Here is a 15171-nt window from a genome sequence, read left to right on the forward strand (position 1 = left end):
TTCCCGGCGCGGCCGGTCAGTCATTCGTGGCTGGCTGGCCATTTCATTTTTAATCTATTGCGGTTTGAGGGACAATTTAAACAAGCACATCCATTTGATAAACAAGTTTGGCAAACTGAGATTGGTCTTTAATTACGATAACTAATATGACTGATAAATATATTAATTAAAAAATATGAACTATCAGTTCCATATTTTCACCGCTAATACGGGACAATTACCTGTTACACACATTTACACGAGTAAATAGCAGCGGTATATTTAGTGCTGATTATTCATTTACAATGCCATCTGAAATACCACTACCTATAACTAACAGCATAAATAATGTTATTACTTTGTTGAAATACTAATTTATGTTTGAGAAACATCATGAAATTACGCTTTGATAGCGTCCAGACAATGAGTAAACAGACAATATTACTGGCAGTTATTAGCACTTTACTAATACTCACTACAATCCCGTTTATCTGTAGGTCATTCTGGCTCGCACTTGTACTATTATGGTATGTTTTTTGTAGTTTTTAATTATAAAATCAATTAGAAATCTGTCTAATCAAAAACCTTATTGCTTCAAACAGACAAAATTTAAGTCATTTATACATAATATCAGCCTCACTACAAAACATTGCTTTTAATAGAGATTAGCTAAAAAAGAGTTTTCGATGAAATATGCAAAGAAAATTTTATTTGTGACTATTAGAGCACATCTAATTTATGCGGTAATATTTTTACCGAGTACTTTCGCAGAAAATATCAATTATAGTCATTATGGGCCACTTCGTGTGCATGCCCAATCACCTACACATGCGGGTAGCTTAACGCCTCTACTTCGTTCAGGATTTGCACTGCCTGAAGGGAAAAAAGAGATATACGGATCTGCAACAGTAGCAAGTGTATGGGCTGAAACTGACGATTACTATGCTGACTATTATCATAATTCTCTTAATGGCGGAATAAAGTGGCAACTCACTGAAAAATTGATGTTTGATACTAATTATAAGTGGAGTTTTAGTGGGGATAACCATCTTGACTCGGTCACTATCTGGTTTCATGATGCATTTGGTGTGGGTCAAAATGGCCGCGACAATACAATCAAAGACAAAAACCAAATATTTTCAAAGAATGGTATAAATCAACCTGATCTTTCTGGCGATACGCTAACGAATGCCCTAAATTTCTATTTAGAATATCAATTGCTTAGTGAGGATAATTATGGTCTATCAATAGGTGGCAGCTTATATTACAACCATGTTAATTCTGGCCCATTTGTAGATAACCGTTTTGAGCAAGCACTACAGCTGAATTATAGCTATACATCTGGAATGCATCATTTTTACTCCACAACAGGTATAAGCTTTAGACGAAATGATGAAAGTCTATCTGGAATAGACTATAAAGACCATGCTGTAATGTTATCTTTAGGTTATGAGTATTTAATGGGACGCCATGGTTGGCTTATTGAATTACATCATTATGAAGGTTTACTCAAAACAGATAATGACTTTTCAAAACCTTCCCACGAAGTATTTCTAGGCTATAGGTATTATCTGAATAACAGTGCAATTGAATTCACTATCGTCGAAAATCTACTCAACATGGACAACAGCACTGATATTGCTTTTTCTCTTGGGTACAGAGTCATGATTTAAAAATACCTTACTTTATCGCATGAATGCGATCAAAAAGCTTTTCTCTAATATCATGTTCACTCTTATGCTGAGTGAGCGGGTTATTAGGATTGGAGTTTTTTAAGAGTGAAATGGCGATTACGGGGGATGTGAACCAGCGGCACAGGTCAGATTGATTCAGTGGGCCACTGGTATCTAAAGGATATTAGGGAGAAAACTCAAGCGAATAAACGCGATAATCAACTGAGTTAATCCAATAACAAACTAACTCAACAAGCGACTGAGACAATACGAGACTAATACTAATACTAATACTAATACTAATACTAATACTAATACTAATACTAAAACTAAAACTAAGGCTTAGGATCTTTATCCTGTTCTTTGTCCTGCGCTTTATCAGAGAGTTGATGGCTAGCGGGTTTGATATCACTTGGATCGACTTTATGTTCAAAGTCTCCCTCAAACACATTACCGTCTTTTTTCACACTATCATCAAATGGCGCTTGGCCAAATGGGTCCTGTGGCTTAGGCCCAAAGGGGCCTTGGCCCGCTTGAAAGCCACCGTGCATTGTGCCCTGTAAACCGGCAACAACCCGTAACTGCATGCGTTTGAACAACAAGGCAGCAATGGGGCGACGGGTTAATGGCGTCAAGAATAATAGGCCAATGCCATCGGTCACAAAACCGGGGATCACGAGCAAGATGCCTGCCATAGCTAACATCATACCTTCAACGATTTCTTGCCCCGGTGCTTCACCGCGGGCGAGTTTTTGTTGTACTTGCATTAAGGTGTTTAAGCCTTGGCTGCGAACCAGAGAGACCCCGAGCACGGCGGTAAACAGCACTAAACCTATGGTAGTCCAAGTGCCAAGCACTTCACCCACACGGATCAGCACCGACAGCTCTATTACTGGGATCAGCACAAAGAGTAAAAAAATAATGAAAAACATACCGACCTCAGGTTTATCTGACTATCTCTGTAAACTAAATGGGGGTTATCCGGTCTTAATTCAAGTCAGGATAACCATTAGGACGAAGTAAGGGAGCAAAACACTGATATTTAGCTCACCCTTTTGTTAACCCGCTAATGTATGAGACCATTAAAACACGTAAAGTAGCCTAACGGAGTTGGCTTAAGCGAACTTTAAGATTCTTAAGAGACGATACCTAACACCATGCAGCATCAGTATTTAGTGGTTAGCACTACCTGCCCCGATGAAGTACAAGCCAATACCTTGGCCCGAGCTTTAATTGAGTCGCGTATTGCCGCTTGTGTTCAGATTTCCGCCCCGATACGTTCAATTTATGCTTGGGAAGGAAAAATCTGTGAAGAGCAAGAATTTAGCTTACAGATTAAATGTTTACAAAGTCGATATACAGAGTTAGAACAACTTGTGCTTAGGCTTCACCCTTATCAAGTACCCGAAATTATTGCCGTGCCTGTGACCCACGGGCTACCAGCCTACTTAGATTGGATAAAAGACAACACTCAGCCATGAAAAAACTACTCAGCCTTATTTTCACTTCTTTATTGCTTATTGCACCCTTAGCTCATAGTGAAGGGGTTTTCGGTAACAAATTCGACTTCATGAAGGGTGAGCCTGAATTGATGCCTGTCGATCAAGCATTTGCCTTCGATTCCAAGCAAGAAGGTAATCAGGTCAAACTCAATTGGGTGATTGCCGACGGTTACTATATGTACCGCGACAAGCTTAAATTTAGCGTCAATGGCGCCGAGTTAGGCACGGTCGCTCTACCAAAGGGAAAGCCCCATGAAGATGAGTATTTTGGTAAGCAAGAAGTCTATTATACCTATGTCGATATTCCCGTTGGTTTAAAACAGGCCGATGAAAATGCTACGCTCACAGTGACCTTTATGGGTTGTGCCGAAGGTAAATTGTGTTATCCACCGACCAAGCATGAAGTCGTTTTAAAGGCGATAGCAGCCAACGATGGCTTAATTGCAGGCGCCGAATCAACCACAACGACTGAGCAGACCAGCACTGAGCCAAGCACTGCCGATAAAGCCAATACGCAACCCATTACTCAGCAAGATACCCTGAGCCAAATGCTGTCGAACGACAGTTTAATTTGGACTTTAGTGATTTTCTTTGGTCTAGGTGTCGGTCTGGCATTAACGCCCTGCGTATTCCCTATGTATCCGATTTTGTCGGGTATTATTGTCGGCCAAGGGCAAAAACTCTCAACCGCAAAAGCCTTTACCTTGTCCATGGCTTATGTCCAAGGCATGGCAATCACTTACTCTATCTTAGGGTTAGTGGTCGCATCGGCGGGACTAAAATACCAAGCGGCATTACAACATCCTGCCGTATTAGTCGTACTCGCGATTTTGTTCTTTGTGCTCAGCTTATCTATGTTTGGCCTATACGATTTGAAACTGCCATCGAGCTGGCAGGAGAAGATGAACTCAGTCTCGAATAATCAAAAAGGCGGCAACTTAGTTGGCGTGTTCTTAATGGGCGTGATTTCTGGCCTTGTCGCATCACCTTGTACTACCGCGCCGCTGTCGGGTGCACTCGTTTATGTGGCGCAAACCGGCGACCTACTCCAAGGTTTCTTAGCCCTGTATGTACTCAGCATGGGTATGGGATTACCTCTACTGATTATCGGCACCTCAGGCGGTAAATTATTACCGAGAGCCGGCGCTTGGATGGATATCATCAAGACTATCTTCGGATTCCTGCTGATCGCTGTATCTATCGTGATGCTTGGCCGTATTTGGACAGGCGTAGTATCCGATGTGCTTTGGTCACTGTGGGGCGTAAGCTTCACCGGCTACTTGATGCATCAGAACAAACTCAGTGAATTTAACTGGAAACAAACAGTACGTTCAGTGCTATTAACGCTGGCGCTACTGGCGAGCTTCTCCTACGGATTCCAAGCTGTGATGGGACACTTTGGTTTTAATAACAATTCCGTAGGCACTGCGGCGACGACCGAAGAAGTCCATGGCTTTAAACGCATTAAATCGATTGAAGATCTTGAGCAAGAAATTGCAGCCGCTACCGCCCAAGGTAAGCCTGTGATGCTCGATCTGTACGCCGATTGGTGTGTTGCCTGTAAAGAGTTCGAAGCCATCACCTTTAAAGATACCGAAGTGTTAGCCCGCATGAATAAAATCGTACTGCTACAAGCGGATGTGACTAAGAGTGACAAGGTCGATGTGGCCTTACTCGAAAAATACAATGTGCTCGGTTTGCCTACGCTGTTGATGTTTAACGAACAAGGTGAGCAAAGGGAAGATTTACGTGTGACTGGTTTTATGGGCCCCAAAGATTTTGCAACCCATTTAGATCATCTCGTGAAATAGTGACGATTTAGGCTTAGACCAGCGGAGTGATTTAGTTCGCGCGTGTTTTAACAGCCAAGTGTATTTACCGCAACACCAATAAAAAGCGGACTTTTTTCATTAAAAGTCCGCTTTTTTATCCAAGTGTCATAGATTTCTTATACAATCACTTACAATTTTAGACTTTTTAGATTGGAGCATCATGGAACCAGGCATCCTCATTATTACACTCATCTGCGGCATGCTCGTCAGCCGTATAGGACTCCCTCCGCTCATCGGCTACTTAGTGGCAGGCTTTGTACTGTTCATCTTAGGAATAGATAAAGAAAGCCTGCCATTACTGCAAGAACTCGCCAGCCTAGGCGTCACTTTACTGTTATTCGCCATAGGGTTAAAACTCGATATTCGTAGCCTGTTCAAGGCCGAAGTATGGGCGGGTTCGAGTGTGCACTTAGTACTCTCGATAGTGATTTTTGTGCCGATTCTGAAACTCTTCGGCTTACTGGGCTTAAGCCAACTCACGAGTCTGAACCTAGAACAACTGACGTTAATTGCCTTCGCGTTAAGCTTCTCCAGCACCGTATTTGCGGTCAAAGTGTTAGAAGATAAAGGCGACGTGCAATCCCTCTACGGCCGGGTCGCTATTGGTATCTTGATTATGCAGGATATCTTCGCCGTACTGTTTTTAACCATTTCTAAAGGCGATGTACCTTCGGTATGGGCCTTTGCATTACTCTTACTGCCACTGGCTAAACCGCTCATCTATAAAGCGTTCGACCGTGTCGGCCACGGTGAACTCTTAGTGCTCTTCGGCCTAGTTATGGCACTCGTGGTTGGCGCTTGGTTATTTGAATCTGTTGGCTTAAAACCCGATCTCGGCGCACTGATTATCGGCATCTTGTTGGCGGGCCACAAAAAATCCTCCGAGCTGGCAAAATCCCTGTTCTATTTTAAAGAACTCTTCCTCGTTGCCTTCTTCTTAACCATAGGGCTCAACGGCTTACCTACGGTATCGGATATCGTACTCGCAGCGCTATTGGTGTTGTTAGTGCCACTTAAAATCCTGTTGTTTGTCTACATTCTGACTCGCTTTAAACTGCGTTCACGTACCTCTATGTTGGGCTCGTTTAACCTAGGTAACTTCAGTGAATTCGGTTTAATCGTCGCCGCAGTAGCCACCTATAAAGGTTGGTTACCTCCTGAGTGGCTAGTGATCATCGCCGTGGCATTGAGCTTTAGTTTTTTACTCGCCGCGCCACTTAACGCCACCGTCGGTAATATCTACCAGCGATTCCAGCAGCGTTTAATCAAGCTCGAAAAACGCCCGTTACACCCAGAAGACAGACCCATCGCCATTGGCAATCCACGCTTTTTAATCTTAGGCATGGGCCGTATTGGTAGCGGTGCCTATGATGAACTCAGGGAACAATTTGATGGGGAAATTCTCGGTATTGAACACAAGCAAGACTTAGTCGACTTACATAAAACAAAGGGTCGCAATGTAGTGCAAGGTGACGCCTCAGATACCGACTTTTGGGAGAAACTCGACAGAGCACCTAATCTTGAACTGGTACTGCTAGCCATGCCGCACCACGCGGGAAATATGTTTGCAGTTGAGCAACTCAAAAAACTGAATTATCAAGGCAAAATCAGTGCAATTGTGCAGTACAGTGACGATGCTGCGGCGCTTCGCGAATCGGGTGTACACAGTGTGTACAACCTGTACGAAGCCGCAGGTGCCGGTTTTGTGGATCATGTTATTTACGAGCTATTGCAAAACTCGGAGAAAAACACAGTTCCAGCGGAAGATACAGTACAAGTGCCTGATCCTAAACTTAATGTGGAGCCACGTAGTTAAGTGCCTGCTAATGCTGCATTAAATTAAAATCACGCCATAACAGGTCGCACAAACGAGCAGTAACATCCTCTGCCAGTTTGTGCGGCATCCAACTAAATGCTGACTAATCTTTACAAATCAATTAACTAGATAAAACACTCAATACGCTATTTTGCCTCCTCATCCCAGTATCGATTTACTCATTGCAGCCTATCGCCATTTCAGCAAAAAATCTCAGTTACATCACTGACTCAGTCGTGATATAAATCGATGACGGTAACGAAATTAGCTCAGCTTTTTGGAATTTTTTACAGCATGTCAAACCCTGCGCAGCGCGCCACTAAGTTATTTGTCCAAACCTTTGGCACTAAAGCCGATGATTTATATCAAGCCCCAGGGCGCGTCAATCTGATCGGTGAATACACGGATTACAACGACGGTTTTGTACTCCCGGCAGCCATTAATTTTCATACAGTCATTGCGGTAAAACGCCGTGACGATACTAAATTTCGAGCCGTCGCCGATGCGTTTCCCGGACAAATTAAAGAGTGGGTTTTCGGCCAAGAAAACGACATGGACCCGCAAGATGGCTGGGTGAATTACCTCAAAGGTTTTACTGCGGCTATGGCGCAAACTGGCTTATTAGCCAAGGGCTTAGACTTAGCCATTGTGGGCAATGTGCCACTTGCCGCAGGTCTTTCATCTTCGGGCGCACTCGTTGTCGCCTTCGGTACAGCCATTAGTGATACCAGCCAACTGCATTTATCCCCAATGGCAGTGGCGCAACTCGCACAGCGCGGCGAGCACAGGTATGTTGAGTCGGCCTGTGGCATCATGGATCAAATGTGCAGCGCCATGGGTGAGCAAGACCATGCACTCCTGATTGACTGCTTAGATCTCGATAGCGAAGCCATTCCCATTCCAGAAAACCTAAGCCTTATCATCATAGATGCCCATATCGAGAAACAACGCTTAGCCGCGACCAATGAGCAACGTCGCACTGAGTGTGCACAAGCGGCAGAGTACTTTGGCTTAGATGCACTGCGTCACCTCGATTTACGCCAACTAGAAAGTGCAAAGGCCGATTTAGATGAAGTGCTATACCGCCGGGCGAAACACGTCGTCACAGAGAACCAAAGAACTCAAAATGCTGCTCGCGCCTTAGAGCAAAATAACATCCAAAAATTCAGTCGTTTAATGGCTGAATCCCATGCTTCACTGCGTGATGATTTTGAAGTCACACTGCCCGAATTTGATACTTTAGTTGAAATTGTAAGCCAAGTGATCGGCGAACGTGGTGGCATCCGCATGACCGACGGCTGCGTGGTCGCCTTGGTCGACCATGAACTGACTGACGCTGTTGTTGCCGCCGTTGAACATGAATTCTTCGAAAAAACCGCCATCGATGCCACAGTGTATTTATGTTCCGCCAGCGCTGGCGCAGGGCGCATAGATAACTAGCCAGAACAGGCAATTTGCTAGAACAAGCACTTAGCCGCACTTAAATCAAAAAAAACCTAATAGAATGACTACACCGTCGATAACATACGAATTCATCACTGAACTTTATGCTGTTGATGGCAAATAATAGGGTTAACATACTCATTTAACACAATAAGCAGTGAGCATATTCAACACAGAGGGAAGCTAAATGGTACGTTTCAGTGTTTTGGATCCTTGGACCGATCCCCGCGGCGGTGAAATCGAACGGGTTCGGATCGACAATGGCATACTCGCATTAGAAGTCATCAGCTTAGGCGGTATTATCCGCGCTCTGTGGACCCCTGATAAACACGGCGAACGTGCCAATATCGTTTTAGGTTGTGATAGCGCCGAAGATTACTTGACCCAATCGGCTCATTTAGGTGCCATTGCAGGCCGCTTTGCAAATCGCATCGCTAACGGCAAAATGCACTATCAAGGTCATGATTATCAGTTAGATGTCAACCAAGCGACTAACTGTTTACACGGCGGCCGTGAAGGGTTTAATCGTAAAAACTGGCAACTAGGTCAACTCCCCGATGGTGTGCGTTTGACCTTAATGAGCCCAGATGGCGACATGGGCTTCCCCGGTAATTGCACAGTTCAGCTGGATTACCGTCTCGCAGGCAATAATTTGTACGTAGAAATCTTAGCCTCGGTCGATAAAGCCTGTCCCGTAAGCCTCACCCAGCACAGTTATTTCAACCTCGATGGCTCAGAGACCAATCACGAGCATCTGATGCAAATCGATGCCAAGCGCTATCTCACCATGAATGATGTCAGTGTTCCCACTGGGATTGCCGATACAACTGGGTCGATTTTCGATTTAAGTCAACCAATACGCTTAGGTGACAAGCTGCATGCCGCTGAACTCGCAAGCACTCGCGGTTATGATCACTGTTATATGATGAATAATCCCGATGGCTCACTCGCCCGTTTTGGCTGTTTAAGCAGCCCCATTAGCGGTCGTGCTATGACGGTTTATACTAATCAACCGAGTGTGCAGCTGTACTGTGCTAATTTTTTAAATGGCACAGTAGGTCGCAATCAACAGGTATTAAATCAACATCATGCTGTGTGTTTAGAGCCGCAGATGCTGCCAGACTCACCGAACCAAGGCGAGCGCTTTGGTGATGACGTTTGGTTAATGCCAGGCAAGGTTTATCACCACATCAGTCGTTATCAGTTCGATACCGATGCGTAGCAATTCGCAATAAAAATTGAGAAAACGAGGAAAAGCGCGGTTTAGCAGAAGGGAATAAATAAAGCGATAAGGAATAAAATAAACACTACTTTATTCCTTACACTCACAGTGTTAGCCCTTAGGCCGACACTGTGTTAATCATCAAAATCATCGCCCCAATCATCGTCAAAATCCACGCCAACGGCATCAGATTCGACTTCTGGTTCAACTTCAGGCTTCGCCTTACGTACAGGCGCAGTTTCCTTCACGTTGTTCAAGTCAATGCGAGCTTGATGTTTACTCATAAATTGAGATCTTGCCGCCTTCCATGCACCACCAAACTTAGCCTCAGCAGCTTTTAACGCAGCCTCATCTAAGTCGTATAGGTTCACTTTGACTATATCTTCCACATACTCAATGATCGCATCGCGATCGGTATTGTATAGGTAGATACGTCCTGGGGAGGCATCGGGCAGCTGGTTGTCATGGACGACAATCGCGTTGCCTTTCGATGTTCTCAGCTCACCATACCAAACCTGTTTCTTTGCTGTGTTATACATATATGCTAATACCCTTAAATCAACACATACACCATGAGTTTTTTAGCCTGAATAAGCGAAGCATCGCTTGCTTTGATCCACGAATAGCGCCTGAAAGTCTCTGACGTTTTCAACTGGGTATTTTTACAGAATATTTCCGATAATCAATGCCTCATACCATGAAATTTTCACTAATTACGTATTAATTTCTGCCAAAGTACCCAAAAAGTTTAATCATTAACGACTTTAGTCTAAAAAATCGACGCGGCAAGTTTTATTCCCAAGAAAAAGCAATCATATCTATGGTGTTTGATGAGTCATCAACGTTAACAATTCGAGGTTGCTGTAAAGTTAACCATCAAGGTTATCCATGAGGATTTAATTACAGCGCTACAAACTCATATTTACCGAACAATGACTAAGCCACTATGATGTCAGAATGTCTTCTAGATTGACTCGAATGGCAGCGACTTAAAGCAAATATGTCGCTGCAAAACCAAGTATGCCTAGCTCAAATGACAGTCAGTATTACTTTGCCCCTGTGCTCACCCGACTCCATCAAAGCATGGGCTTTAGCGGCCTGTGCGAATGGAAAGGTTGCAAAAATGTTGGGGACAATTTTATGGGCGTTTAACAACGGCCAAACTTTCTCCAATAATTCAACGGCAATGGCGGCTTTGGCCTCCACGCTCTGCGGTCTTAGGGTCGACCCTGTCCACATGATACGTTTTGCCATCAGGCGGAAAATCTCAACCTCGGCTTTAGGCCCCCGTTGCATGGCTACCGACACCATACGCCCGTCCATCGCTAAGGCTTGTAAGTCGAGATTGATAAAATCGCCACCCGCAATATCAAATACCACGTTTACGCCCTTATCTTGAGTGAGTGCCATCACAGGTTCAACAAAGTTTTGAGTACGATAGTTGATGACTTCAGCGGCGCCAAGACTCAAGCAATAATCGCGTTTCTCATCCTGTCCCGTAGTCGCTATCACTTTTGAACCCAGCGCACTGGCCAACTGAATAGCCGTACTACCAATGCCACCTGAGCCACCGTGGATCAGTACCGTCTCGCCCGCTTTCAGTCCCGCACGCATAAACAGGTTACCCCATACGGTGAAGAAGGTTTCTGGCAGCGCAGCTGCCTGCACATAGCTAAAGCCCGTTGGAATAGGCAAACAATGGGCCGCATAGGTAAGCGCATACTCGCCATAACCACCGCCCGGCACTAAGGCGCATACCTTATCGCCAACTTGCCATTGGCTCACGCCGTCACCGAGGGCACAAATATCCCCAGCAACCTCAAGACCAATAATCGGTGATGCACCCGGTGGCGGTGGATACGCGCCCACCCTTTGTTTAACATCTGGGCCATTCACTCCTGCTGCATGTACGCGGATCAACACTTGCCCCGCCGCAGGGACAGGCAAAGGCGAGCGCGATAGCCGCATCACCTCGGGCGCCCCAGGTTGCTCAACATGAATATGGGTGTACTCGCTTGGTAAAGCTGACATAAAAGCTCCTGTGAGAATGGCACCAACCTAATAGCAGATTGCTATGCTTAAACGGTTCGTTTGCTAAACCTTAATGCGGCTAAGCTAGCGCAATTTCAAGCCAAATAGCCACAGTTATTCCATTCTATATTCCATCGCACTAAATCAAGCGGCTGACGTTAACCATTTGAACTGAAAGCTGAACCTAAGCTGAACAGAAAAGATGTGTCAAAAAAATATTATGACAAATACTAGATATATTAAAAACTTACAGCCATTATTCTGAGGCATTATTTGCTGGCTGCGATGTTTGTCGCGCTATTGTTATCACGCAAATAATCCAATGAGGTTTGATGCAAGTCTGTGTTAAATGCATCAAATAACGCCCAAGGAAGATCTGCTTTGCAGACTAGATAACTACGGATACACAATGAAAAACACACTACTCTTCGCAGCAATTAGCTTAGCGATTGCAACTCCCGTTCTTGCCCATAACACTCATGCAAGCCCCCCATTAGGCAACAACACACCAAACAGTTCACCAGCTCAACCCGTCCCGCCACCGCCCTCTGCACCAATTAGCTTAATTGAATCACATAGACCACTGCTACGGGAGACGCCATTGATGGCATCCCCCAATGATCCGACGATGACAGAGCAGCCTAAGATTCATTCGCGCCAAAAACGTCAGATAGAGGTCTCGGAGCAACCCCCACTTAAGTTGCAGAATCGTAGCGCCGCGATGCAAGTCAGCGACTGCAGTGACTTTGTTGGGAAATCAGGTCAGGCACTAGTCAATGAACTGAGCCAATCGACACCCGAATGCGTCGGTAAGCTCTATAGCCTCAAAGGCAGTGCTGCGACCGCGCTATTTAGCGAGGCCAATGTGATCAGTGTGGCTAATGCCATTGCCGCTAAAGCCAAGGACTACACTGGGGTCGATGTTCAGCATCTGGAGTCCCATATTTACTTTGTCCGCGCGGCCCTTTATGTGCAGTTTTACAGCCCAAATGATGTGCCCGCTTACAGCAATGCTGCTAAGGTCAGCTTAAAATCTGCCCTTAATGCGTTATTTGCGAACGCTGCGATTTGGACTGTCTCCGATGACAATGCTGGCGTGTTGAAAGAAGCCTTAATCCTGATTGACTCAGCCGAGCTCGGCGCCGAGTTTAATCATGTCACTATCAAAGTGCTTACGGACTACGACGCTTACTGGCAAGCCAGTTTCGCCATGAACGCCGCAGCAAACTCAGTGTTTACCACCTTATTCCGCGCCCAATGGAATGATGACATGCAGGCGCTGTTCGCGCGTGATCAAGGGATTTTAGATGCGCTGAATAACTTCCAACTCGAACATCGCAACTTGTTAGGCACCAATGCAGAGTACCTTTTGGTCAACTCAGTTAAAGAGTTATCTAGGCTGTATTACATTGATGCCATGCGCCCGCGAGTGACCCAGCTGGTCAAAAACATCCTCAGCAGCACCAGCAAAACCGAACCGAGCAAAGTGCTTTGGTACGCGGCGGCAGAAATGGCAGACTATTACGATCGCAGCCATTGTAACGATTACAATATCTGTGGTTTTAAGGCGCAGTTAGAAGCCGATGCTTTACCTTTTAATTGGAAATGCTCCGACAGTCTCAAGATCCGCGCCCAAGATCTCTATCAAGATCAAGCCAAGTGGGCCTGTGATGTGCTAACCAGCCAAGAAAGTTATTTCCACAGTAAACTCGAAACGGGCATGCAACCCGTGGGGCAGGATAACAACGATGACTTAGAGCTAGTGATCTTCGGCAGTTCGTCTGAGTATAAATCCTTAGCCAACAGTATATTTGGTATCAGTACCGACAATGGCGGCATGTATTTAGAAGGCTCACCCGCCGGACTCAAAAATCAGGCACGTTTCATCGCCTATGAAGCCGAATGGCGCACGCCGGATTTCCACGTCTGGAACCTGCAACACGAATACGTACACTACCTCGATGGACGCTATAACCTGTTTGGTGACTTTAGTCGTGGCACTTCGGCCAATACCATTTGGTGGATTGAAGGCCTCGCGGAATACATCTCTTACCGTGACGCAAACCCTGCGGCAATTGCCATGGGCGAAACCGGTGAGTTTATGTTATCGACCATCTTCAAAAACAACTATGAATCTGGCCAAGACCGCATCTATCGCTGGGGCTATCTGGCGGTGCGTTTCATGTTTGAACACCACAGGGACGATGTGAGACAGATTCTGGCCTACCTACGCAACGATCAATATGCAGAATATCAAGCCTTTATGGATAATATCGGCACACGTTACGATAACGAATGGCAGGGTTGGCTCGCCAGTGGTTTAAGCACGGCTGACGATGGCATAGTCGATAAGGGCCCGAGTGATGTCGACGCTGAGCCTAGTGGCCGCGAAGGCAACTGGACAGGACCAGCAGGCACTATCAGTAAGGATTACTCGCCTTGCCAAGTGACTAACGAAGCCTACCGTTACACAGAATCGGCCAGCCTGAAAATTGATGTGCCGATGGAATGTATCGATTCAAAACTCGGCCGCGCCAGTTTCAGCTTCACCAATACCGATCGCACAGCCCAAGAGCTTTGGATCAAGATTGGCGGTGGTTGGGGGGATGCCGACATTTATTTCGATTCTAGAGGCTGGGCAAGCCCTGAGCAAAACCAAGGCGCTGGTATCGGTAATGGTAATTATCAAGTGATTAAGGTGCAGTTAAACCCTAACGAGTATTGGCACTACATTACCTTATCGGGGGACTTTGGCGGCGTCGATATGCAAGTCAGCACCACTGAGCTATTTGCTGATATCGACCCCGATCTGGGGGATGGCGGCGTGGATCCTGAGCCACCAGCCAATTGCGGCGCAGCGACCTTAGATTACGGTAAGCTCACCCTAGGCAAAAATGAGTGCATCAGTGGCGGGCGTAACAGCTTCTACTTCTGGGTTGAGGAAGATGATACCCAGTTCACTATCACCACTAAGGGCGGCTCTGGGGATGCCAATATTTACTTCAATGCCAGTCAGTGGGCCGACGCAGATAATGCCGATGCAAAGAGCTCTCAAGCAGGAAATCAAGAATCGCTTAGCTTCAGCGCCAATCGTGGCTGGCGTTATATCACGATTGATACTGCCACTGAGTTTAGCGGCGTAACACTGACCTTAAGCACAGGCACGAGTAACACACCCGATCCGGTGCTCATTGCCAACGCCTGCGCGACGCAATCACCCTTAAGTTATGGTGAGCTCAGTGCTGGCAAAGCCATTTGCACCGCCGATGGGCGCAACGATTATTACCTTTGGGTACCAGAGGGAACTAATCAGCTAAGCATCAACTCCGCCCACGGCAGTGGTGATGTTAGCCTGTTTTCGGGGACGACTTGGGCGAATGCTCAACACTTCGATGCAGCCTCTGTGACACCCGCCAACACGCGGGAAAGTATCACAGTCAATGCACCAAACGTGGGTTGGTATTACATCACAGTGCAGAGTGAGCCCCAGAGTGCGGGAGTCGCACTGCAGGTTGATTTACGCTAGTTTGATGACTTGCATCGCTTAAGTAAGCAGTTTTAGCCATTACGCATAAATCAAGCATTTGAATAAATAGCAAAATCCCTGCTTCTGCAGGGATTTTTATTGAAGATAAGCTGAATAAGCGACACTGACGTCATAGAGTCTTTAGCG

Annotated in this window: 10 protein-coding genes; 7 read left to right on the forward strand and 3 right to left on the reverse strand. The window is 45.7% G+C overall.

Going from position 1 to position 15171, the window contains the following annotated elements; translation table 11 throughout:
• Window positions 1-665 precede the first annotated feature (665 nt).
• Window positions 666-1652, forward strand: coding sequence for a DUF3187 family protein (locus tag HQQ92_RS16935; RefSeq protein WP_217272641.1), 987 nt, complete (start codon window positions 666-668; stop codon window positions 1650-1652).
• 335 nt (window positions 1653-1987) lie between these two features.
• Here HQQ92_RS16935 and HQQ92_RS16940 read toward each other — a convergent pair whose 3' ends face one another.
• The gene (locus HQQ92_RS16940; protein ID WP_173246981.1) at window positions 1988-2584 is read right to left on the reverse strand and encodes an FxsA family protein; all 597 of its coding nucleotides are present in this window, start codon (window positions 2582-2584) and stop codon (window positions 1988-1990) included.
• A gap of 225 nt (window positions 2585-2809) precedes the next feature.
• On the opposite strand from HQQ92_RS16940, the gene cutA reads away from it, so the two are divergent.
• From cutA to HQQ92_RS16965, 5 genes are all read left to right on the forward strand, one after another.
• The gene (cutA, locus tag HQQ92_RS16945) at window positions 2810-3133 is read left to right on the forward strand and encodes a divalent-cation tolerance protein CutA (protein ID WP_113940010.1); all 324 of its coding nucleotides are present in this window, start codon (window positions 2810-2812) and stop codon (window positions 3131-3133) included.
• Window positions 3130-4965: a protein-disulfide reductase DsbD gene (locus HQQ92_RS16950; protein WP_173246984.1), complete on the forward strand. Its 1836-nt coding sequence runs from the start codon at window positions 3130-3132 to the stop codon at window positions 4963-4965. The genes cutA and HQQ92_RS16950 overlap by 4 nt, the downstream gene beginning before the upstream one ends.
• A 181-nt stretch (window positions 4966-5146) precedes the next feature.
• Window positions 5147-6802, forward strand: a complete 1656-nt coding sequence (locus HQQ92_RS16955; RefSeq protein WP_173246987.1) for a cation:proton antiporter family protein — start codon at window positions 5147-5149, stop codon at window positions 6800-6802.
• A gap of 294 nt (window positions 6803-7096) precedes the next feature.
• The gene (galK, locus tag HQQ92_RS16960; protein ID WP_173246990.1) at window positions 7097-8242 is read left to right on the forward strand and encodes a galactokinase; all 1146 of its coding nucleotides are present in this window, start codon (window positions 7097-7099) and stop codon (window positions 8240-8242) included.
• A gap of 190 nt (window positions 8243-8432) precedes the next feature.
• Window positions 8433-9467: an aldose epimerase family protein gene (locus HQQ92_RS16965; protein ID WP_173246993.1), complete on the forward strand. Its 1035-nt coding sequence runs from the start codon at window positions 8433-8435 to the stop codon at window positions 9465-9467.
• A gap of 134 nt (window positions 9468-9601) precedes the next feature.
• Here the strand turns inward: HQQ92_RS16965 and HQQ92_RS16970 are convergent, their stop codons facing one another.
• Both HQQ92_RS16970 and HQQ92_RS16975 read right to left on the reverse strand, forming a co-directional pair.
• Complete coding sequence (locus HQQ92_RS16970) at window positions 9602-10006, reverse strand: hypothetical protein (protein ID WP_105251357.1); 405 nt, start codon at window positions 10004-10006, stop codon at window positions 9602-9604.
• A gap of 490 nt (window positions 10007-10496) precedes the next feature.
• Entirely contained in the window at window positions 10497-11498 is a 1002-nt protein-coding gene (locus tag HQQ92_RS16975) for an NAD(P)H-quinone oxidoreductase (protein ID WP_173246996.1), read from the reverse strand.
• A gap of 409 nt (window positions 11499-11907) precedes the next feature.
• On the opposite strand from HQQ92_RS16975, the gene HQQ92_RS16980 reads away from it, so the two are divergent.
• Window positions 11908-15024 carry a M9 family metallopeptidase gene (locus HQQ92_RS16980; RefSeq protein WP_173246999.1) on the forward strand — a complete coding sequence of 1039 codons (3117 nt, stop codon included), beginning with the start codon at window positions 11908-11910 and terminating at the stop codon, window positions 15022-15024.
• The last annotated feature ends 147 nt before the right edge of the window (window positions 15025-15171 follow it).

It is taken from the genome of Shewanella sp. DC2-4 (assembly GCF_013248875.1).
Classification (GTDB): domain Bacteria; phylum Pseudomonadota; class Gammaproteobacteria; order Enterobacterales; family Shewanellaceae; genus Shewanella; species Shewanella oncorhynchi.

Excerpts from the sequence above, each read along its gene's own strand:
- HQQ92_RS16935 (WP_217272641.1), top strand. The coding sequence starts at position 666 with ATGAAATATGCAAAGAAAATTTTATTTGTGACTATTAGAGCACATCTA.
- HQQ92_RS16940 (WP_173246981.1), bottom strand. The coding sequence starts at position 2,584 with ATGTTTTTCATTATTTTTTTACTCTTTGTGCTGATCCCAGTAATAGAG.
- cutA (WP_113940010.1), top strand. The coding sequence starts at position 2,810 with ATGCAGCATCAGTATTTAGTGGTTAGCACTACCTGCCCCGATGAAGTA.
- HQQ92_RS16950 (WP_173246984.1), top strand. The coding sequence starts at position 3,130 with ATGAAAAAACTACTCAGCCTTATTTTCACTTCTTTATTGCTTATTGCA.
- HQQ92_RS16955 (WP_173246987.1), top strand. The coding sequence starts at position 5,147 with ATGGAACCAGGCATCCTCATTATTACACTCATCTGCGGCATGCTCGTC.
- galK (WP_173246990.1), top strand. The coding sequence starts at position 7,097 with ATGTCAAACCCTGCGCAGCGCGCCACTAAGTTATTTGTCCAAACCTTT.
- HQQ92_RS16965 (WP_173246993.1), top strand. The coding sequence starts at position 8,433 with ATGGTACGTTTCAGTGTTTTGGATCCTTGGACCGATCCCCGCGGCGGT.
- HQQ92_RS16970 (WP_105251357.1), bottom strand. The coding sequence starts at position 10,006 with ATGTATAACACAGCAAAGAAACAGGTTTGGTATGGTGAGCTGAGAACA.
- HQQ92_RS16975 (WP_173246996.1), bottom strand. The coding sequence starts at position 11,498 with ATGTCAGCTTTACCAAGCGAGTACACCCATATTCATGTTGAGCAACCT.
- HQQ92_RS16980 (WP_173246999.1), top strand. The coding sequence starts at position 11,908 with ATGAAAAACACACTACTCTTCGCAGCAATTAGCTTAGCGATTGCAACT.